General features: G+C 59.4%; 16 protein-coding genes and 1 other annotated feature. All 16 genes read left to right on the top strand.

What is annotated here, in order from left to right:
• Positions 1-89 precede the first annotated feature (89 nt).
• The 16 genes from A6M21_RS09875 (at position 90) to A6M21_RS18785 (ending at position 19561) form a co-directional block, all read left to right on the top strand.
• On the top strand, positions 90-1652 hold the full coding sequence (locus tag A6M21_RS09875) for an MBL fold metallo-hydrolase RNA specificity domain-containing protein (protein WP_066668281.1): 1563 nt from the start codon (positions 90-92) through the stop codon (positions 1650-1652).
• A gap of 213 nt (positions 1653-1865) precedes the next feature.
• Positions 1866-2684 carry a peptidoglycan editing factor PgeF gene (pgeF, locus tag A6M21_RS09870; protein ID WP_066668400.1) on the top strand — a complete coding sequence of 273 codons (819 nt, stop codon included), beginning with the start codon at positions 1866-1868 and terminating at the stop codon, positions 2682-2684.
• 22 nt (positions 2685-2706) lie between these two features.
• Positions 2707-3423 (top strand): response regulator transcription factor, encoded by a 717-nt coding sequence (locus A6M21_RS09865; protein WP_066668275.1) that lies wholly within the window; start codon positions 2707-2709, stop codon positions 3421-3423.
• Positions 3423-4814: a two-component system histidine kinase PnpS gene (gene pnpS, locus A6M21_RS09860; protein WP_066668272.1), complete on the top strand. Its 1392-nt coding sequence runs from the start codon at positions 3423-3425 to the stop codon at positions 4812-4814. Before A6M21_RS09865 ends, pnpS begins: the two co-directional genes overlap by 1 nt.
• Before the next feature lie 124 nt (positions 4815-4938).
• A complete protein-coding gene (pstB, locus tag A6M21_RS09855; RefSeq protein ID WP_066668270.1) occupies positions 4939-5697 on the top strand; it encodes a phosphate ABC transporter ATP-binding protein PstB in 759 nt (252 codons plus the stop codon).
• 69 nt (positions 5698-5766) lie between these two features.
• Positions 5767-6426, top strand: coding sequence for a phosphate signaling complex protein PhoU (phoU, locus tag A6M21_RS09850; RefSeq protein ID WP_066668268.1), 660 nt, complete (start codon positions 5767-5769; stop codon positions 6424-6426).
• A gap of 122 nt (positions 6427-6548) precedes the next feature.
• On the top strand, positions 6549-7487 hold the full coding sequence (locus A6M21_RS09845) for a biotin/lipoyl attachment domain-containing protein (RefSeq protein ID WP_151191887.1): 939 nt from the start codon (positions 6549-6551) through the stop codon (positions 7485-7487).
• Position 7488: 1 nt separating this feature from the next.
• The gene (locus A6M21_RS09840; protein ID WP_066668265.1) at positions 7489-8178 is read left to right on the top strand and encodes a YggS family pyridoxal phosphate-dependent enzyme; all 690 of its coding nucleotides are present in this window, start codon (positions 7489-7491) and stop codon (positions 8176-8178) included.
• A gap of 3 nt (positions 8179-8181) precedes the next feature.
• A complete protein-coding gene (locus tag A6M21_RS09835) occupies positions 8182-8622 on the top strand; it encodes a cell division protein SepF (protein WP_066668264.1) in 441 nt (146 codons plus the stop codon).
• A 21-nt stretch (positions 8623-8643) separates the two neighbouring features.
• A complete protein-coding gene (gene proC, locus A6M21_RS09830) occupies positions 8644-9480 on the top strand; it encodes a pyrroline-5-carboxylate reductase (protein WP_066668262.1) in 837 nt (278 codons plus the stop codon).
• A complete protein-coding gene (locus tag A6M21_RS09825; protein WP_066668260.1) occupies positions 9477-9740 on the top strand; it encodes a YggT family protein in 264 nt (87 codons plus the stop codon). Before proC ends, A6M21_RS09825 begins: the two co-directional genes overlap by 4 nt.
• A 28-nt stretch (positions 9741-9768) precedes the next feature.
• Complete coding sequence (locus A6M21_RS09820) at positions 9769-10065, top strand: DUF167 domain-containing protein (RefSeq protein ID WP_066668258.1); 297 nt, start codon at positions 9769-9771, stop codon at positions 10063-10065.
• Between the two features lie 46 nt (positions 10066-10111).
• Positions 10112-10349: a binding site (T-box leader), on the top strand.
• Positions 10350-10403: 54 nt separating this feature from the next.
• On the top strand, positions 10404-13178 hold the full coding sequence (gene ileS / locus A6M21_RS09815) for an isoleucine--tRNA ligase (RefSeq protein WP_066668256.1): 2775 nt from the start codon (positions 10404-10406) through the stop codon (positions 13176-13178).
• A gap of 537 nt (positions 13179-13715) precedes the next feature.
• On the top strand, positions 13716-14033 hold the full coding sequence (locus tag A6M21_RS09810; RefSeq protein WP_151191886.1) for a hypothetical protein: 318 nt from the start codon (positions 13716-13718) through the stop codon (positions 14031-14033).
• 444 nt (positions 14034-14477) lie between these two features.
• Entirely contained in the window at positions 14478-19388 is a 4911-nt protein-coding gene (locus tag A6M21_RS09800) for an HAD-IC family P-type ATPase (protein WP_066668250.1), read from the top strand.
• Positions 19389-19390: 2 nt separating this feature from the next.
• On the top strand, positions 19391-19561 hold the full coding sequence (locus A6M21_RS18785; RefSeq protein ID WP_161486046.1) for a hypothetical protein: 171 nt from the start codon (positions 19391-19393) through the stop codon (positions 19559-19561).
• Positions 19562-19724: the final 163 nt, after the last annotated feature.

The raw sequence follows: 19724 nt of genomic DNA, 5'->3' as shown, positions 1-19724 counted from the left end.
TTTAACCACCGGCAGGGATTTGCCGTCGATAAGGGGAATTAAATCATCTGTCAAGTGCTTCTGAAGAAAGAGGGACGGGAGGTTTCAACATGCGCATACGCTTTTTGGGAGCCGCCCAGACAGTCACCGGTTCCTGCCATTTTCTGGAGGTGGGGGCCACCCGGGTGATGGTGGATTGCGGGATGTTCCAGGGGGCACGGGTGTTGCGGGAACGCAACTATCAGCCTTTTACCGTACCGCCGGAGAGCATTGATTATGTTTTGCTTACCCATGCCCATATCGACCACAGCGGGCTGATCCCCAAACTGGTCAAACACGGCTTTAAGGGGAAGGTCGTGACCACGGCGGCCACCATGGATTTGTGTTCGGTAATGCTGCCCGACAGCGGCTACATTCAGGAAATGGAAGTGGAACGTCTGAACCGCAAGGCCAGGCGGGCCGGACGGCCGGAACTGGAGCCGGTCTATACCGCTGATCAAGCCCGGGACTGCCTGCGTTTCTTTGAACCGGTGGACTATAACGAGATTGTATCACTGAACCGGGAGCTCAGCGTGCGCTTCATGGACGCGGGGCATATTCTCGGTTCCGCCCTGCTGGAGGTTTACGCCCTGGAAGGGGAGCAGACTACCAAACTCGTGTTCAGCGGTGATTTGGGCAGCCGGGGCAGGCCCTTCTTGAAAGATCCGTCGCTTTTACGGCGGACCGACTATGTAATCATGGAATCCACCTATGGCAACCGTTTGCATCCCGAACAGGGGGATACGACGGAGCAACTGCACCAGGTGGTCTGGGAGGCCTACCGTAAGGGGGGCAATCTGATTATCCCGGCCTTTGCGGTCGAACGCACGCAGGACTTGATTTATGACATGAACAAGCTGGTGATCAACAAGCGTTTCCCGCCGGTAAAGGTATTCATCGACAGTCCGATGGCCGCGGCGGCCACGGAGGTGTTCCGCAAGCACAGTGACTGCTTTGACGCGGAGGCCAGCTTTTTAATCAATCATGGGCGGGATCCCCTGGCTATGCCAGGCCTGCATTTCGCCCATACCGTGGAGGAGTCGGTGGCCCTGAACAATATCAAAAGCGGGGCGGTGATCATTTCGGCCAGCGGTATGTGCGACGCCGGCCGCATCAAGCATCACCTCAAGCATAACCTGTGGCGTCCGGAGTGCACAGTGTTGTTTGTCGGCTACCAGGCACCCGGGACCAAGGGGCGGCAGATTAAAGACGGTGCCAAAACAGTGCGCATTCACGGCGAAGAGATCGCCGTACGGGCGGCGATCAGAAGTATCGACAGCTATTCGGCGCACGCCGACCAACGGGATCTGCTGGAATGGCTGGGCTTTTTCCGCTCCCAGATCAAGCGTGTTTTTCTGGTGCACGGAGAACCGGAATCGGCAAGCGCCCTGGCTGAACAAATCGGCCAGCGCTATGCCCTGCCCGTCAGCGTACCGGCGCTGGGTGAAACGGTGCAGTTGACTCCCGGCATACCGGTCAGCGCGGAGGAAATCAGCCGGGTGCAGGCGGCGGTGGCGGCAAAATTGCAAGAAATGCTCAAAGGCGGGCTGGGGCGGGGCCATTACAGCCAGATCATGCATCAACTGAATGATTTGAACGGCCTGTTGGAGCGCATAAACAAACAGGCCGGTTGACAAGTTGCGCGATCACCACGGGGTAGATATAATCTATGTGAATGCAGTATTCAACCGGTGTCATTTACGGCCGCCACCTTTTGACCGGTCTTGACCGCGGCGGCCGTGTTTCGCCGGACCGGGGCGTTGGAGCGGCGGGGTACGGCCACCGGCCTTTTCATTTGCGGGTGGTGGGCAAAAAATCATGGTCGTTGGGAAAGGATTTGTTTCATTTTGTCCGGTTTTACTTTAGTTGAGCAGGGCGGCCTGAAATACCTGGTAATTGACTCTTTTCAAGCCACCGGCCTGGTGGCCCATGCCTTCACCACCCGGTGCGGCGGTGTTAGCGGCGGCGATTTCGCCGCCTTGAACCTGGGGTTTAATGTACCGGATGATCCGGTGCATGTATTGAGCAACCGGGCACACATCTGCACCGCCCTGGGCTGGCCGGCGGAGCATCTGGTGGCCGGCCGGCAGGTGCATGGCGACCGGGTGGCGGTGGTGACCGGCGGGCAGCGGGGACGGGGGGCGAAATCGCCGGACGGCGCCTTGCCGGATACCGATGCGCTGATCACGGGCGAGCGGCGGTTGCCCCTGGCCAGCTTTTATGCCGATTGCGTGCCCGTTTTCCTGTTCGATCCGGTTCAGCGGGTGATCGGCCTGGCCCATGCCGGGTGGAAGGGGACATGCCTGCGCATTGCCGAAAAAACAGTGCATGCCATGCAATCTGCCTTCGGCACCCGGCCGCCGGATTGTCTGGCCGGGATCGGGCCGTCCATCGGCCCGTGCTGTTATGAGGTGGATGAACCGGTGCTGGAACGTTTGCGGGAAAGTTTTTCCGGCTGGCCGGAACTGGTCCGGCCGGCCGGTCCGGGCCGCTGGTATTTAAATCTCCAGGAAGCCAACCGGCGCACCCTGCTGGACGCCGGACTGCCGGCAGCCGCTATTTCTGTGGCCGGCCTTTGCACCGCCTGCCATCCCGCGCTTTTCTTTTCCCACCGGGGCAGCGGGGGTCGTACCGGCCGGATGGCTTCCCTGCTTATGTTGTTATGACGGGACCGGGAAGGAGGTTGTCATGTCCAAAATCCTGGTGGTAGATGACGAAGAAAACATAATTGAACTGGTCAGATTCAACCTGGAGCGGGAAGGCTACCAGGTGCTGGTGGCCCGGGACGGCAACGGCGCGCTGGTACTGGCCCGTGCCGAAATACCCGACTTAATTCTGCTTGATATCATGTTGCCCGGCCAGGACGGTCTTTCCGTTTGCCGGGCCTTGCAGCAGGACGGGCAAACCAGGAAGATTCCCGTAATTATGCTCAGCGCCCGCGGCGAGGAACTGGACAAGGTGCTCGGGCTGGAAATGGGCGCAGACGATTACGTGACCAAACCTTTCAGCCCGCGGGAATTGCTGGCCCGGGTCAAGGCCCGGCTGCGCCGCAGCGAGCCCGGCGCCGGGGCGGGGCTGATCCGGGCGGAGCAAGGCGGGCGCATCGTGCACGGCCGCCTGGTCATCGACCAGGAACGGTTTCTGGTCACCCTGGACGGCATTAAACAGGAGCTCACCCCCAAGGAATTCGAGTTGCTCCGGTTTTTGGCCCGGCAGCCGGGGAAAGTTTTTTCCCGGGAGTACCTGCTGGAACAGATCTGGGGTTATGATTATGTGGGTGATTCGCGCACGGTGGATGTACACATCCGGCACATCCGCCAGAAGCTGGAGCAGGTGCCCGGTGCGCCGCAATATATTGAAACCGTGCGCGGGGTCGGCTACCGTTTTCAGGAGGTGCCGGAATAATGAACTGGAAACTCCCGCACGGCATCACCTGGCGTCCGGTGGCCAGTTACTTTTTTATGGTGATCATCTTTTTCGCCCTGTTGCAGCTGGTTGCCGCCCAAAAGTTGAACCTGACCGGCGCCCTGGCGGTGGCCCTGCTCCTTTCCGTGGTGCTGGCCTGGTTGCTCTACCGCCGGGTGGTGGCGCCGTTGAGTGAAATCAATGAAACGGCGCGGGAAATGGCCCGCGGCAGGCTGGACCGGGAACTGCACCTTTATTCCCGGGACGAGATCGGCCAACTGGCCAACAGTGTCAACGAAATGGCCCGGCAATTGCGCCGGACGATCAACCAGATTACAGAGGAAAAGGACCGTGCCCGGGCCATCCTGAACAGCATGGCCGACGGGGTGATTGCCCTGGACCGGCAGGGACAGGTTCTGCTGGTCAATCCGGTGGTGGAGGAGATTTTCAATATTAAACAGGAGGACTGCCAGGGTAAAAATATCCTTGGCGTAATCCGCAATTTCGACCTGGAACTGCTGCTTGAGCGGGCATTGAAAACGCAGCAGCCTTTGACCAGGGAAATAAAAATTATTGCGCCCGAGCCGCGTATTTTTCGTTTGCATGCCACCCCGCTGGAAGAAGCGGACCGGGAAAAAGGCGGAGTGGTCGTTTTACTGCGGGACGTCACCGAGCGCAAGAAACTGGATGACATGCGCAGTGAATTTGTGGCCAATGTCTCCCACGAATTGCGTACGCCGCTCACTTCCATCCGCGGCTTTTTGGAAACCCTGCTGGACGGTGCACTGGACGACCGGGAAACGGCCCGTCACTTTCTTGAGATCATGAGCGCGGAAACCGAACGGCTGACCAGATTGATCGATGATTTGCTGGACCTTTCCAAGATCGAAGAGCGGCGTGTGGTGCACCGCTGGCAACCGGTGGACATGATTGATGTGATTAGCCGGGTGTTGTCCATGTTCCGGCCCCAGGCCAGGGAAAAGAACATCACCCTGCTCAGCCGGTTACCTTCCGGTTTGCCGGTTGTGCAGGGCGATCCGGATATGCTGGCCCAGGTATTGATCAACCTGGTTGACAACGCCCTGAAATATACCCCTGGCGGCGGACAGGTTACTGTAAGCGCGGCGGCGGCTGACGGCCGGCTTGAGGTGAGTGTGGCGGACACGGGCGTGGGCATTCCGGCGGAAAGTTTACCGCGGATCTTTGAACGTTTTTACCGGGTGGACAAAGCCCGTTCCCGGGAATTGGGGGGGATCGGCATCGGTCTGGCCATTGTCAAACACATTATCCGCGCCCACGGCGGGAAGATCCAGGTGGAAAGCACGCCGGGCCGCGGCAGCGTTTTCAGTTTCACCCTGCCGGCGGGGGAAGGCGCGGCAACCTTAATGTAAAATTAACCTTTTGCTAATGCAGTGGTAATATTTATTTGCTAGTATAAACGGCAATGGCCGGAGGACGGGCGAAAAATTATGACATACCCGGGCAAGATAATTTATTTACCAGGGAGGGTGCCGGGTGGAGGAAATAAAAATCCTGGTCGAAAACCTGAACCTTTATTATAAAGATTTTCAGGCACTGAAAAACATCAATTTAAAGGTTCCCGCCAACCGGATTACGGCTTTGATCGGGCCGTCCGGCTGCGGCAAATCCACTTTCCTGCGCACTTTGAACCGGATGAACGATCTTTTCGAAGGAGTGCGGGTGGAGGGCAAGGTGCTGCTGGACGGGGAAAATATTTACGCCCCGGATGTGGATGTGGTGGATCTGCGCAAAAGGGTGGGCATGGTGTTTCAGCGGCCCAACCCGTTCCCCATGTCGGTGTACGATAACGTGGCCTACGGCCCGCGTATTCACGGTGTCCGAAATAAACGTCAACTGGACGAAATTGTGGAAATGAGCCTGCGGGGCGCCGCCCTGTGGGATGAGGTACAGGATCGCCTGTTCAAATCCGCCCTGGGGCTGTCCGGCGGCCAGCAGCAGCGCTTGTGCATCGCCCGCCTGATGGCGGTGGAGCCGGAAGTGGTGTTGATGGACGAACCCAGTTCAGCGCTGGACCCCATTTCCACGCTGAAAATTGAGGAATTGATCCAGGTTTTAAAACAAGACTACACGATTATCATTGTGACGCACAACATGCAGCAGGCGGCGCGGGTTTCCGACATCACCGCCTATTTCCTGAACGGCGAACTGGTGGAGTGGGGAATTACCGACGATATATTCACCCGTCCCCAAAACCGGCGCACAGAGGATTACATTACCGGCCGGTTCGGTTAGAAAAAAGCTTGTTCAACCGGGACCGGCGGGTTATAATCGTCATAACTTATTGTCAGGGAGGGATAAAGCATGAGTCCCCGCTCATCTTTCGATAAAGCCCTGGCCGAATTGCAACAGGACATCCTGCGTATGGCCAGCCTGGTCGAACAGGCCATTTATGATTCCGTACAGTCGCTGGTCAAGCTGGATGTGGCCGGAGCGGCCCAGGTGATCATGGGTGACGAGATGATTGATGAATTATACCTGGAAATCGAGGATAAATGCGTCAAGCTGATTGCCACCCAGCAGCCCATCGCCAGGGATTTAAGGGTAGCCATTACAGGCATCAAAATCCTTTTAAGCCTGGAACGGATGGCCGATCATGCCGTGGATATCGCCCGGGCAACCATGTGTTTGAGCGGTCAACCCCTGACGGTGAAGCCTCTGGAATATATTCCGCAGATGGCCCGGCTGGCCCAGCAGATGGTCAAGGACGGGCTGGACGCCTATGTGCACGGGGATGTGGAAAAAGCCCGGGAAATGTGCGCCCTGGATGACGAGGTCGATTTTCTTTTTGCCAAGACATTCCGGGAATTGATCAACATCATGATGGAAAACAGCAAGGTGGTCATGCAATCCACCTACCTGCTTTACGTCAGCCGCTACCTGGAGCGGATTGCCGACCATGCCACCAATATCGGTGAAGCGGTGATCTATCTGGTCACCGGTGAGCGCCGGGAACTTAATTAACCCGCACAAAAAAATAAAACTTTTTGCCAGGGCGCCCGTAAAGGCGCCTTTTCAGGCAGGATTTACCGCGGCCCCGTTGAATATTACCAGTTAACGTGCCATCCGGCGGGAGATGGTGGATCGTGACCGGACGGACTGGAGCGGCCGGGCGGCGCCGGAGGGCGGCGTTTGTGCTGGTTGTTTTTGCTTTGCTGGTTCTCTGCCTGGCCGGATATTTTCTCTGGCAGGCATGCCGGGTGAGGCTGATCCGGGTGGAGTTTCTGGTGCCGGGCAGCATGCGTGAAACAGCCGCCGTCAGCGCCTGGCTGGTGAAAAAGGAGACATTGTTGTCCGCTCCCGCCGGCGGCCGGCTGACGCTGCCGGTTACAGACGGCGAGCGGGTGCGGGCCGGGGATACGGTGGCGGTGATCGAAACCCCCGGCGGCGCCCGGATGGAAGTTAGGGCTCCGGTGGCCGGTATTTTTAGCACCGGCGTGGATGGTCTGGAAAATACTCTCAAGCCGGAAATGTTAAATGCATTAGAAATGAACAAACTGGAAAAACTGGAACAGAACCGGGACCGTCCGGTCAATGGCATGACAGTGGAAAAGGGACGGCCGGTGGGCAAGGTGGTGGACAACCTGTCTCCGGTCTTGTTCTGGCTGCAAACACCGGAAAAGGATTACCGGACGGCGGATATGGCGCGGGGTAAGAGCCTGTCGCTGCTCTGGCAGGGGAACAGGTTGTCCGGAAGGATTGTGGAGAGCCGTCAAAGCGGTGGTTGCTGGCAGACGGTGGTTTCGGTAACTGATTATCCCGATCAGTTGGTTCATTTCAGACAGGTGACAGTTGATTTGATAAAGGGGGATCTGTCCGGTTTTCTGGTGCCGGCCGGGGCGCTGGTCGTACGGGGGGGAAGAACGGGGCTGTTTGTGCTTTCCCGTCAAACCGTACGCTGGACGCCGGTTGATGTGCGCGGCAGTTTGTCCGGACGGGCGGCCGTTACTGGCGCCGGTTTGAACAATGCCACGCAAATTGTGGTCAATCCCCGGTGGGCGCGGGAAGGGGACCGGATTGAATAGTATGGCAAGCATAGGCGAAAACCTGCGCCATGTAAAGGAAACGGCGGCGGCAGCGGCCCGCCGGGCCGGACGGGATCCGGCCCGGGTGCAGTTGGTGGTGGTCACCAAGACGGTTGCTCCGGACCGCATTGCAGAGGCACTGGCGGCCGGGGCGACCGCCTGCGGCGAAAACCGGGTGCAGGAGTTGCTGGCCAAACAGCCGGAACTGCCGTCCGGGGTGCAATGGCACCTGATCGGACACTTGCAGACCAACAAAGTAAAATTGATTGCCGGCCGGGTTCAGCTCATCCATTCCCTGGACAGTCTGCATCTGGCCCGGGAGATTGGCCGCCGGGCGGTGGAAAAGGGATGGGTTGCGCCGGTGCTGGTGCAGGTCAACGTGGCCGGCGATCCGGCCAAATACGGTTTGCCGCCCGGGGAAGTGGCCGGGTTTTTGCAAGAATGCCTGCTGATTGAAGGGTTGCAGGTACGCGGATTGATGACCATTCCACCGCTGGCATCCCGCGCGGAAGAGTCGCGGCCGGTTTTCCGGGCGTTGCGCCTGCTGGCGGAGGAGTTGCGGCAAAAGATGCCGTCATTGCCGCTGGAGCTTCTTTCCATGGGTATGAGCAGTGATTATGCGGTTGCAGTGGAGGAAGGAGCCACGCTGATCAGGGTCGGTACTGCAATTTTTGGTCCTCGGGAGGGATAAGTGATGGCCAGAAAGTTGATGGACAAAGTACTGGGTTTTATGGGTTTTGAAGAGGAACCGCTGGAGGAGGAGGAAAAGGACAGGGAAGAGCGCTATCAGGATGTAGAGGAGGACATACCGCCGGCCAGGCGCCGCGGTCAGGTGCTCAGTTTGCACGCCCAGCGCCAGGTGCGGGTGGTGGTGGCCGAACCGGATGTATTCGATGAAGTGCAGGCAATCGCCGAGCACCTGAAAAACCGGCGTCCGGTGATCATCAACCTGGAAAAGGCCGAACCGGAACTGGCCAGGCGGGTGGTGGACTTTGTCAGCGGCGCCACCTTTGCGCTCAACGGCAACACGCAGAAGGTGGGCAACGGGATTTTCCTTTTTGTTCCGAGCAATGTGGATATAGCCAGCGAAGTCAAGGAATTAACCGGGCGGACAGTAGTGCCCTGGACTGATTAAGCATGCGGCGGAGGTGTTCTTGTGGTTTTAAGCGGTTTAAAAATCGGCTGCCTGGGCGGGGGAGCCATGGCCGAGGCGCTGCTGACCGGTTTGCTAAACAGCGGCATAGCCGCCGCCAACCTTTTTGTCAGCGATGTGCGTCCGGAACGCATTGAATATTTGCAACGCAAGCTGGGTATCAACGGCGTGCAGGGAAACCGTGATCTGGTGCAGGAACTGGATATCGTGATCCTGGCCGTCAAACCGCAAATGGTGGAGGAAGTGCTGCACGAAACCGGTGCTGCTTTTTACCCCGGTCAAACCTTGATTTCAATCGCCGCCGGGATCCCCACCGCTTTTATCGAAGGTTTTCTGTCCCAACCGGTGGCGGTGATCCGGGTGATGCCCAATACGGCCTGTTTGCTGGGTGCGGGTGCCAGTGCGCTTTGCGCCGGGAAGTATGCCGGTGCGGAGGACCGGGAGCGGGCGATGGCTGTTTTTTCGGCGGTCGGCAAGGCGGTTCAGGTGTCCGAAAACCTGATGGACGCTGTAACCGGTTTGAGCGGCAGCGGCCCGGCCTATATGTTCGTCATCCTGGAGGCCATGGCCGACGCCGGAGTGAGGGTGGGGCTGCCCCGGGATATAGCCCTGTTGTTGAGTGCCCAGACCATGCTTGGTGCGGCCAGGATGGTCATGGAGACGCAAGAGCACCCCGGACGGCTGAAAAACATGGTTACCACGCCCGGCGGCACCGCCATTGCCGGCGTTTACGCCCTGGAGGAGGGCGGTCTGCGGGTTACTTTGATGCGGGCGGTGGAGGACGCCACCGGCCGTTCCCGTGAAATGTCGGCCGGCTTGAAAACGCGGGGTGAAAAATGAGCATTGAAAGAATCATTAATATCATCTTCCAGGTTTATGTATGGTTGATTTTTATCCGGATCATTTTGTCGTTTATCCGTCACAATCCCTATCACCCCTTGATTCGTTTTATATACGAAACAACGGAGCCCCTGCTGGGTTTTATCCGCCGTTTTGTGCCGCCGGTGGGCGCGCTGGATTTTTCACCCCTGGTGGCGTTTTTTGCCCTGGAAGTACTGCGCCAGTTGCTGATTAATCTGGCGCGCGCGTTGGGCTATTAGGTTTACATAATCAAGGTGGTGCGGTTATTTGCTCTGGGTAAGGGAGGATGAAAACGGTGTGCTGTTCAAAGTGCGTGTGCAGCCGCGGGCGGCCAAAAACCAGTTGGCCGGCCTGTATGAGGACGCCCTGCGCGTGCGTTTGACCGCGCCGCCGGTGGACGGCGAAGCCAATGAGGCCTGCCGTGTTTTCCTCGCCCGGTTGCTGGCCGTGCCCCGGTCGCAGGTGGACATCGTATCCGGGCACACCGGGCGCAACAAGGTGATCCGGGTGGCCGGGGCGAAGAGGGAAAAAATTATCGCCCTGGCCGGGAAAAACGGGGTTTGATTTGACCTTGGCCCGGTTTTATGTATATAATATACTATATTTTCTCAAACCACCGTTGAACGGGACGAGTAGTGGCCCGGCCCAGTACCAGAGAGCCCGGGGAAGCTGTGAACCGGGTACGGGCAGGCGACGAAAATCACCCGTGAGGCGCCGGCTGAACGGCGGGGTTCCGGCCTTTGCCCATTAAGCCCGGACGGTTGACCGCCGTTATCGGTTATCCAAGCGGGCGGGGTTTTACGACCCGCCTACCAGGGTGGTACCGCGGGTATATCCCCGTCCCTAGGGGCGGGGTTTTTTATTGGCCATTTTGCTTCTAAATCAAAGTTAAGGTGGTAGTCATGGATTACGGAAAAACATTAAACTTACCCCGTACCGATTTCCCCATGCGGGCCAACCTGCCCCAGCGGGAACCGGAAATGCAAAAATTCTGGGAGGAGATTGACGTCTATAAGCTGGTCCAGCAAAAAAACGCCGGCCGGCCGAAATTCATCCTGCATGACGGCCCTCCCTACGCCAACGGTCACATTCACCTGGGCACCGCTTTGAATAAGGTGCTCAAGGATATGATCGTCAAGTACCACAGTATGGCCGGTTATGATGCTCCCTATGTGCCGGGCTGGGATACTCACGGCCTGCCTATTGAGCAGCAGGCGATTAAAAATTTGGGTTTGAACCGGCATGCTGTGCATCCGGTGGAATTCCGCCGCCAGTGCAAGGAATACGCCCTGAAATTTGTGTCCATCCAGCGGGAGGAATTTAAGCGCCTGGGGGTGCGCGGCGACTGGGAACATCCTTACCTGACGCTGATGCCGCATTATGAGGCGGCGCAGATTGGCGTATTCGGCGAGATGGCCCGGCGCGGCTATATTTACAAGGGTTTGAAACCGGTATACTGGTGCGCCACCTGTGAAACCGCTTTGGCGGAAGCGGAAGTGGAGTACCAGGACAAAAAATCCCCTTCCATTTATGTGCGCTTCCCGGTAAAAGACGGGCGGGGGATCCTGCCCGCCGGCAGTTATGTGGTCATCTGGACTACCACCCCCTGGACGTTGATCGCCAATCTGGCCATTTCCGTACATCCGGATTTTACTTATGTCCTGGTCCGTTCGGCGGGGGAGCGATATGTGGTGGCGAAGGAGCTCTTATCTTCTTTTGCCGGAGCGGTGGGTCTGACAGACTGGCAGGTGGAAAAGGAAATCCCGGGCCGGGAGCTGGAAATGGTGATTTGCCGTCATCCCTTTATCGACCGGGATTCCCCGCTCATCCTGGGCGACCATGTGACCCTTGAGGCGGGCACCGGCTGTGTGCATACCGCTCCCGGACATGGCCACGAGGACTACCTGGTGGGGCTGAAGTACAAGTTGCCCATTCTTTCACCTGTCGACGGGCAGGGACATTTCATGGCCGAAGCGGGGCCGTTTGCCGGCCAGTTTTACACCGACGCCAACCGGAGTGTCAGTGCGGAGTTAACCCGTCAGGGACACCTGATGCATGAAGGGACCATCCGGCACCAGTATCCGCATTGCTGGCGCTGCAAAAACCCGGTGTTTTTCCGGGCCACCGAGCAGTGGTTCGCCTCGATCGAAGGTTTCCGCCGGCAGGCGCTGGAGGCCATCCGCCAGGTGCGCTGGATCCCGGCCTGGGGCGAGGAGCGCATTCATAATATGGTGGCCAACCGGGGCGATTGGTGTGTGTCCCGCCAGCGTACCTGGGGCGTGCCCATTCCCATCTTTTATTGCGCCGGCTGCGGGAAGGAGATCATTACCGCTGAAACGATTGCGCATTTACAGACGTTGTTCAAAGAATACGGCTCCGACGTCTGGTTCGCCCGGGAAGCGGACCAACTGGTGCCGCCCGGACTTAAATGTCCGTCCTGCGGTGCCACCGGCTTCACCAAGGAAACCGACATCATGGACGTCTGGTTCGACAGCGGCTCCTCCCATCTGGGCGTGCTGGAACAACCGGCCGTCTGGCCGGAATTGCGCTGGCCGGCGGATCTGTACCTGGAAGGCAGTGACCAGCACCGGGGCTGGTTCAACAGTTCGCTGTCCACCGCGGTGGCTGTGCGGGGCCAAGCGCCTTACCGGGCCGTGCTCACCCACGGTTTCGTGGTCGACGAGCAGGGGCGTAAAATGAGCAAATCACTGGGCAATGTGGTCGATCCGCTCAAAGTAATCAAACAAATGGGCGCCGATATTTTACGCCTGTGGGTCAGTTCCGCCGATTACCGCGGCGATCTGGCGGCGTCGCCGAACATCTTGAAGCAGATGACCGAGTCCTACCGTAAAATTCGCAACACCATCCGCTTTTTGCTCGGCAACCTGTATGATTTCAATCCGGAAACGAATCAGGTGGCCTACGAAAACCTGCCGGAAATCGACCGCTGGGCCTTGCTGCGCCTGCACCGGATGATCGGGCGGGTGCTGGATGCCTACCGGGAATACGAATATCACGTGGTCTATCATGCCGTGCACGGATTTTGTACGATTGACATGAGTTCCCTGTATCTGGACATGATCAAGGACCGGCTGTATACATCACCCGCCGCTTCACAGCAGCGGCGGGCCGCCCAGACGGTGCTCTACCGGATCCTGCACGTTCTGGTGCGGCTGCTCGCGCCGGTGCTTGCCTTCACCACGGAAGAGATCTGGCTTTACGTACCCCGGGAAAAGGATCTGCCGGTCAGCGTGCAGTTAACCGACATGCCGGAAGTAAACGAAGACTACCTGGATGCCGGACTGGAGCAAAAGTACGAGCGCCTGCTGGCGGTGCGCGCCGAGGTAACCCGGGCGCTGGAAACGGCCCGGCGGGACAAGTTAATCGGCAATTCCCTGGAGGCAATGGTGGAGCTGTATGCCGGTGGTGAACTGTTCGAGTTTTTGTCCGGGGCGGCGGCGGATCTGCCGGCGTTGTTTATCGTTTCCGGTGTGCATTTACAGCCGCTGCCCGGGCAGGGTGTACCGGTTTCGGAAACCGTACCCGGTTTGGGTGTGGTGATTAAGCGGGCACCTGGTGAGAAATGCGAGCGCTGTTGGATGTACCACCCGGCAGTGGGACAGGATGCCGCACATCCCACCCTTTGCCCGCGCTGTGCAGCGGCGGTCCGGCAGTAAAGAGGGCAGGCAGAAACCCTTCTCCACCGGAGAAGGGTTTCTTTATACAGGGCCTGTAATGACCTGCGCTATGGCCGCTACGCTTTTCTTGCACGGTTTGCGGCAACCTTCCAGCTGCCGCAAACCGTTGCGGCACCCGTGACGGCCTTTGCCCGGCCAGAATCAGATACCCGGCGGGTTCGACGCTATCTTCCTGCCGCGTCTAACCCTGTGATTACCAGCTCCCATGGGTGGTAAGGCTTCCGGTTCCGCTACTGATCCCGGCCCGGTCACTACAGACCCTGGTAAGGCTATTATAACCACCGGCCGGAGCAATATACAGCCGTTTTGCCGGAATTACGATTAAACGGCCGGCCGAATGGTTGCCTTGAGGGGGCGAGGGGCAACGGTTTTCCGGCTGTCCGGGCAAGTTATCAATTGGGCTGCCAATTTGGCCGGCTGAAGCGTTTCTTTTTAGCTTTGGGCGCTGCCGCATAGACATTTTTCCACCGGGAACGTACAATATTTGTAAATTGAAGCAGGAGTGAGGTGCTTGCCGTGCGGGATGAAGTTTACGGTACGCGGAGCCTTGATAACCTGCTGGCCCGGGTGGAAAAGGAAGTAATCGCCCGGGATGCCCGGATCACCCGGCTGGTTTGCCGCCCGTCCGGGGAGGGCAGGCTCTACCTGGAGCTCTATTTGCGTCCGGCGGAATGCCCCGAGTTTTGTCTTCCCCTGGTCCTGACCCACCGGGGGATGGCTGCGGGCGACATATCAACAATGGTTTCCAGCATTCTGTGGGCCGCCGAGCACGCCACCCGCGTACAGGTGGTTACGCCGCTGGAACAGACCCGTTCTTTTCGGATCACGGCTTAGTATTGCGCGGTGCGGTGTCCGGGAACCACAAACTGCCGTCAAGGGCCGGAGGAAGGAAACAGAACCGTTCGATGCCTGAAACCAGTACCGGAAACGGAAACGCGGGGTAAAAGCTGGCACTGCAAAACTCGCCTGAAGCCGGGCGGGTTTTTTGTTGCCTTTAAAGCGAACCCCCTCCGGGACCTGCCCGAAGGCTTCTCGACGAAGGTTACCCATGTCATGGGAATGCGGCCTGCCAAAGCGCAGGTCTTTCGTTTTTACCGTGAGCTACATTCCGGCATTACTGGAAAGCCGGTTCATAGCCGTCTGCTAATTCGCCATCCGGCCTTCCCGGGCGGCGGCAAAAAAGAAGAGCGCCCGGCGGGACAAACTTGCCGGCTTACTTATTATTTTCCGTTTGCCGGGGGAAAATAAGCACAATTGCAGAGGAGGCCGTGGAAGGTATTGGCTAAAAAGAATCCGTCATCCTGGGAAATCGTGCATTATCTGCCGGGCCGCGTGCGTATCGCCGTGCCCGGCGTAAAACGCAACCGGCAGTTGCTGGAACAGGTGGCCGCCGGTTTAAGCCGTTTGGCGGAAGTACGGGAAGTCAGGGGCAATGCCGCTTCCGGGCGCATCCTGGTTACCTTTGCCTTCCCGGACGCGTCTGATCCGTATGCCGGCTTGAAATCGCTGCAAAACATCCTGACTGGACTGGATACCCTGGTCAACTTCTCTGAAACGCCGGCCGGCGGGGCAATACACGTTCCGGCCGGCGGGCGGGCCGCCGGAAATATGCCGGCGCGGCTGACGGAGCCGGAAGATTTGCCCCTGAGGCGGCAGTTTTTTAATGTTGTTTTAAGCGGTGCTGTTCTGGCCGTGATAGGCGTGAAGCATCTGTTCCGTGGACCGTCCCGGTTGTCCCGGTCGCCGCTGTTGTTCCATTTGACCGCAGTGGCTGCGCTGGTTTCCGGTTATCCGGTTTTAAAAAGCGGGCTGCATCATTTGTCGGTGCGGCGCCGGATGAATTTTGATTTTTTGCTGGGCGCCGCGGGTTTGGGCACCATGTTGTTGCGTGAAAGCGTGCCGGGGCTGCTCGTTCTCTGGCTGGTGAACTTAAACGCGCTCCTGCAGTCGCTGGTGCTTTCCCACTCCCTGTCGCTGGCCCGGCGGGAATGCCTGGCGCCGGGATTGACGGAAAAACAGGCCCAAACCCTGTCCGGGCATTTGGCCGGGCCGGGAAGCGCCAGTACGGACAATGGTGAGAGCGCCGGCGGCGGACAAGAAGTGTCCGGCGGGATGACCAGGACTTTTTCCGCCGGCGGGACGCCCGGCGGGAAGGAATCCGCGGCAGCGGCGTATGGCGCCGGTTCCCGGGATGTCGCGACGCGTTATGGTGATCGCATGCTGCCGGTGGCGCTGGGCTTTTCCGCCCTGGCCGGACTGCTTGGACGTGATCTGAACCGCAGTCTGGCCATGCTGCTTGCCGCCTCGCCCGGTCCGGCCGGACTGGCCGGACGGACCGCCCGGGCGGCCGGTCTGGTTACCGCCGGCCGTGAGGGAATCCGTGTGATCCACCCGCCGGCGCTTTCCCTGCTGCCGGCGGTAAATGTGCTGATCCTGGCGGAAAGCTGGGTCAAACTGCCTTTGCTGGTGAACCATTTTTACACCCTGCCCGGCTATGAGCGCCCGGCGGTGCAACGGGCGGCGGCAGATTTGCTGGCCGCCGCCGGTCATCCCCTGTCCGCCGCCGGCGGCCGCGGCTCCAGTTTCATGCTTGATGCGCCCCGGATGGCCGTACAGGTGCTTGAAGCGGGAAACGACGGTTTGACCGGCACTGTAAACGGTATGACGGTATCCGTCGGCAGCGCGGGCTATCTGCGTGCCCGGGGCGTCGATCCGGCCTGGGGACTGCTCAAGGCCAGGCGGTTCGCCAGCCTGGGGGCGACGCCGTTTTTTATCGCCCTTAACGACCGCCTGGCGGCCGTCATGGGCGTGACGCACCGGATTGGGGCGGATACGGCTGGCATGCTCGAGGGTTTGCGTGCCCGGGGCATTGAGCGCTTGATCCTGTTCGCCGGGGAACATGAAGGTGTGTACCGGGCAGCGGCTGCGGAACTGGGGCTGGAATGCTGGTCCGGTCTGACCGTGGCGGAAGGCGTGGAAAAAATCATTTCCCTGAAGCGACAGGGACTGGTGGTGGCCGTGGCGGCGGCCGGGGAAGGGGAAGAGACTTTGCTTGCGGCCGCCGATCTGGGTCTGACCGGCCTGCAGGCGCCCTGGCCGGTACGGGAGGCGGCGGCCGTTATGCTCCCCCCGGATGCTTTACCCCGCCTGTTCAGTCTGGGGCGGGCCATAGAGCAGCGGGAAAGGCAAAATTTGCACCTGGTGGCCGGGATGAATGCGCTGGGCCTGGTGCTCGGATCCACCGGCCGGCTGTTGCCGGTGGCGGCCACTATTTTCAACAACTTGATCAGCGTGGCCGTGACCCTCAACTCATACCGCCTGTTTTTCCCGGGCCGGGCAAGGGCTCCAAAACCGGCCGGGGAACCGGCGGGTGGCGGCGTCCGGCCGGCACTTGTCCCGGTGGCGGCCGGACGGGCGGATGCCGCCCCGGTTGTAATACCGGCCCAAGGGAATACGGCGATCCACAACGGCAACTGGTCGCAGCTTGATGTCGCGGCAGTACTGGAACATTTGCAGACAGACGCCGGCAGGGGGCTGACGGCCGCAGAAGCCGCCCGGCGCCTGGCCGCTTGCGGTCCGAACCGGCTGGAGGCGGCGCCGGCGCCGGGTTTGCTGGCCCGTTTCATCGTCCAGATGAAGGATTTTTTAGTACAGGCTTTACTGGGTTCCAGCATTGTCTGCCTGTTTGCGGGCGAATTCTTTGACGCCCTGGCCATTATGGTGATTATTCTATTAAACGGCATGCTTGGGGCGGTGCAGGAGCACAAAGCGGAGGGAGCGATGGAAGCGCTCAAGGAGATGACCATACCCGTCGCCCGGGTGCTGCGGGACGGACAGTGGCAGCAGATCGCATCGCCGGATCTGGTTCCCGGTGATGTGATCATGTTGGAAGCGGGCGACGGCGTGCCGGCGGATGCCCGCCTGCTGGAAATAAACGAACTGCAGGTGATGGAAGCCGCGCTGACCGGTGAATCCTGCCCGGTGCCCAAAGATACCTGCGCGCCCCTGGATTGCGTGAGCCTGCTGGACTGTCAGAACATGATTTTTATGGGTACCGTGGTTACCCGCGGGCGTTGCCGTGCTGTGATAGTAACCACCGGCATGCTTACGGAACTTGGCCAAATCGCTGATTTGCTGGCCCATTACGAACATGAAAGAACTCCATTGCAAAACAACCTGGCCGATGTGGGGAAAATTGTTTTAAAAAGTTCCCTGGCGGTCAGCGCTCTGGTCATTGCCGCCGGCATCTGGCGGGGCGGGGGAATGCTGCAGATGTTCCTGACCGGCATCAGCCTGGCCGTGGCGGCCATTCCCGAAGGACTGCCGGCCATTGTCACCGTGGCCCTCGCTTCCGGCGTGCGGCGTATGGCCCGTTCCCACGCGGTGGTGCGGCGCCTGCCGGCGGTGGAGAATCTGGGCAGCGCCACGCTGATTTGTACGGATAAGACCGGCACGCTGACCAGGAACGAGCAGGCCGTGCGCCTGGTTTACTGTGCGGACGGAGGCTGGTGGCGCGCTTCCGGCCCGGGCTACGATCCGGAAGGCGGTGGTTTTGAGGCCACGGATGACGGGAAGCGGGAAAACCTCGTTTTTGTGCTGATGGCAGCCAGTTTGTGCAGCAACGCCAGGTTGATTAAAACAGGCGCATCCGGACGGGAATGGCAGGTGGACGGGGATCCGACGGAAGGGGCGCTGCTCGCCGCAGCCGGCCGGGCCGGTATAAAACGGGATGAACTGGAGAAAAGTTTCACCCGGTTGCGGGAAATACCCTTTGATTCCGAACGCTGCCGGATGACGGTGGTCTGCCGCAATCCGGCCGGGGAAAAGATCTCTTTTGTCAAAGGGGCGCCCGATGTGATCCTGAAATTATGCCGCCACTACCAGGGAGAGCAGGCTCCGGCAGCGATGGACGAGCTTGCCCGCCGGCGCTTCTTGAAAGCCAACGAAAACTTGACCGCCGCCGCCCTGCGGGTGCTGGCGGTGGCCTACCGTCCGATGCCGGTGGATGACGCCCCGGCCGACGAAGAGTTGATTTTTCTCGGTTTGATCGGCATGCAGGACCCGCCCCGGCCGGAGGTGCGGCCGGCCATTGCCGCCTGCCACCGGGCCGGCATCAAGGTGGTGATGATTACCGGCGACCATCGCAATACCGCCCTGGCTATCGGCCGTGAATTGGGCTTGATTGAAGACGCCGGCCAGGTGCTTACCGGCGCGGAACTGGAACAAATGGACGACCGGCAGCTGCAGGCGGCGCTGGAAAGTGTGCGGGTGTTTGCCCGGGTTTTGCCGCGGCATAAATTGCGCCTGGTCAGGCTGTTCAAACAAAGAGGGGAACTGGTGGCCATGATCGGCGACGGGGTCAACGACGCCCCGGCGGTGAAAGAGGCGGATATTGGCGTGGCCATGGGGATTAGCGGTACGGAAGTAACCAAACAGGCCTCCCAGTTAATTCTCACCGACGATAATTTCACCACCGTGGTTGGCGCCGTGGAGCAGGGACGCGGTATTTGCGCCAATGTCCGCCGGTCGGTGCGCTATTTGCTGGCCACCAATGTGGGGGAAGTGCTGCTCATGTTTTTTACTGTCATGGCTGGGCTGCCGTTGCCCCTGCTGCCCATCCAGTTGCTCTGGCTGAACCTTTTGGGCGACGGCCTGCCGGCCGTGGCGCTGAGCGTGGATCCACCCGATCCGGCGGTGATGGAGCAGCCGCCGCGCAACTTCAAAGCCGGGCTTTTCGATTCCCGGTATGTCTCCCGGATCATTTCCCGCGGCCTGGCTATCGGAGTGACCAGCCTGGGCGCCTACTGGTGGGGTTTGCGGCAGGGCAACCTGATGCGTGCCCGCACCCTGGCCCTGGCCGCCATTACCACCAGCCAGCTGGTGCATGCCCTGGATTGCCGTCGTGACGGCACTGAAAATGTAAAAACCGCCAACCGGTTCTTGGACGGCGCGGTGGGTCTTTCCGGGGCGTTGCTTTTGTCGGCGGTTTACCTGCCGCTGGGGCGGCGTATTTTTAAAACCTTTCCGTTGTCAGTGACGGATTGGGGAACGGTTTTCGGCAGCGCATTGTGTACCAATGCCCTGGATTATTTGTCCAGGCCGGTGATTAGCGGTTTATTGCCGCCAGGGCCACCTATTTCCTCTAATCAAGAAGCAAACACTAGGCAAAATAATAATGGAGGTGAATAAACATGGGACGAGCACGACACACGGATTTGGGACGGGCGGCCAGACTGGTCGGAGGTACCGCCGCCGCCCTGCTGGGGCGGAACGCTGGGGTCAAGGCACTGGGCGCCGGCCTGGCCCTGTCCGAATTGTTGCGCGGCAACCTGCGCGGCCTGCGCCGGAAGCGTTTCCATTAAACAGGGAAACAGCGCGGTTGCAGCGGCGGTTTGATGTGTCTTGAAGAAACAGACTTCAACCAAACCGGGGAAAACCCGTCAACGGACGGGTTTTCTTTTTTAGCTGAAAAATTTAACCGGATCTTTTTTTTATTTTAACACTTCCCTAACCTGATTACGGTAT

It is taken from the genome of Desulfotomaculum copahuensis, from assembly GCF_001655685.1.
GTDB classification, from domain to species: Bacteria; Bacillota; Desulfotomaculia; order Desulfotomaculales; family Desulfovirgulaceae; genus Desulfotomaculum_G; species Desulfotomaculum_G copahuensis.
The sequence above is the reverse complement of the archived record's forward strand: the minus strand, read 5'-3'. Positions and strand labels throughout refer to the sequence as shown.

What these genes read in the sequence shown, in the direction of transcription:
- ileS (WP_066668256.1), top strand. Translation starts at nt 10,404, where the DNA reads ATGGATTACGGAAAAACATTAAACTTACCCCGTACCGATTTCCCCATG.
- A6M21_RS18785 (WP_161486046.1), top strand. Translation starts at nt 19,391, where the DNA reads ATGGGACGAGCACGACACACGGATTTGGGACGGGCGGCCAGACTGGTC.
- phoU (WP_066668268.1), top strand. Translation starts at nt 5,767, where the DNA reads ATGAGTCCCCGCTCATCTTTCGATAAAGCCCTGGCCGAATTGCAACAG.
- A6M21_RS09865 (WP_066668275.1), top strand. Translation starts at nt 2,707, where the DNA reads ATGTCCAAAATCCTGGTGGTAGATGACGAAGAAAACATAATTGAACTG.
- pnpS (WP_066668272.1), top strand. Translation starts at nt 3,423, where the DNA reads ATGAACTGGAAACTCCCGCACGGCATCACCTGGCGTCCGGTGGCCAGT.
- A6M21_RS09875 (WP_066668281.1), top strand. Translation starts at nt 90, where the DNA reads ATGCGCATACGCTTTTTGGGAGCCGCCCAGACAGTCACCGGTTCCTGC.
- A6M21_RS09835 (WP_066668264.1), top strand. Translation starts at nt 8,182, where the DNA reads ATGGCCAGAAAGTTGATGGACAAAGTACTGGGTTTTATGGGTTTTGAA.
- A6M21_RS09825 (WP_066668260.1), top strand. Translation starts at nt 9,477, where the DNA reads ATGAGCATTGAAAGAATCATTAATATCATCTTCCAGGTTTATGTATGG.
- A6M21_RS09840 (WP_066668265.1), top strand. Translation starts at nt 7,489, where the DNA reads ATGGCAAGCATAGGCGAAAACCTGCGCCATGTAAAGGAAACGGCGGCG.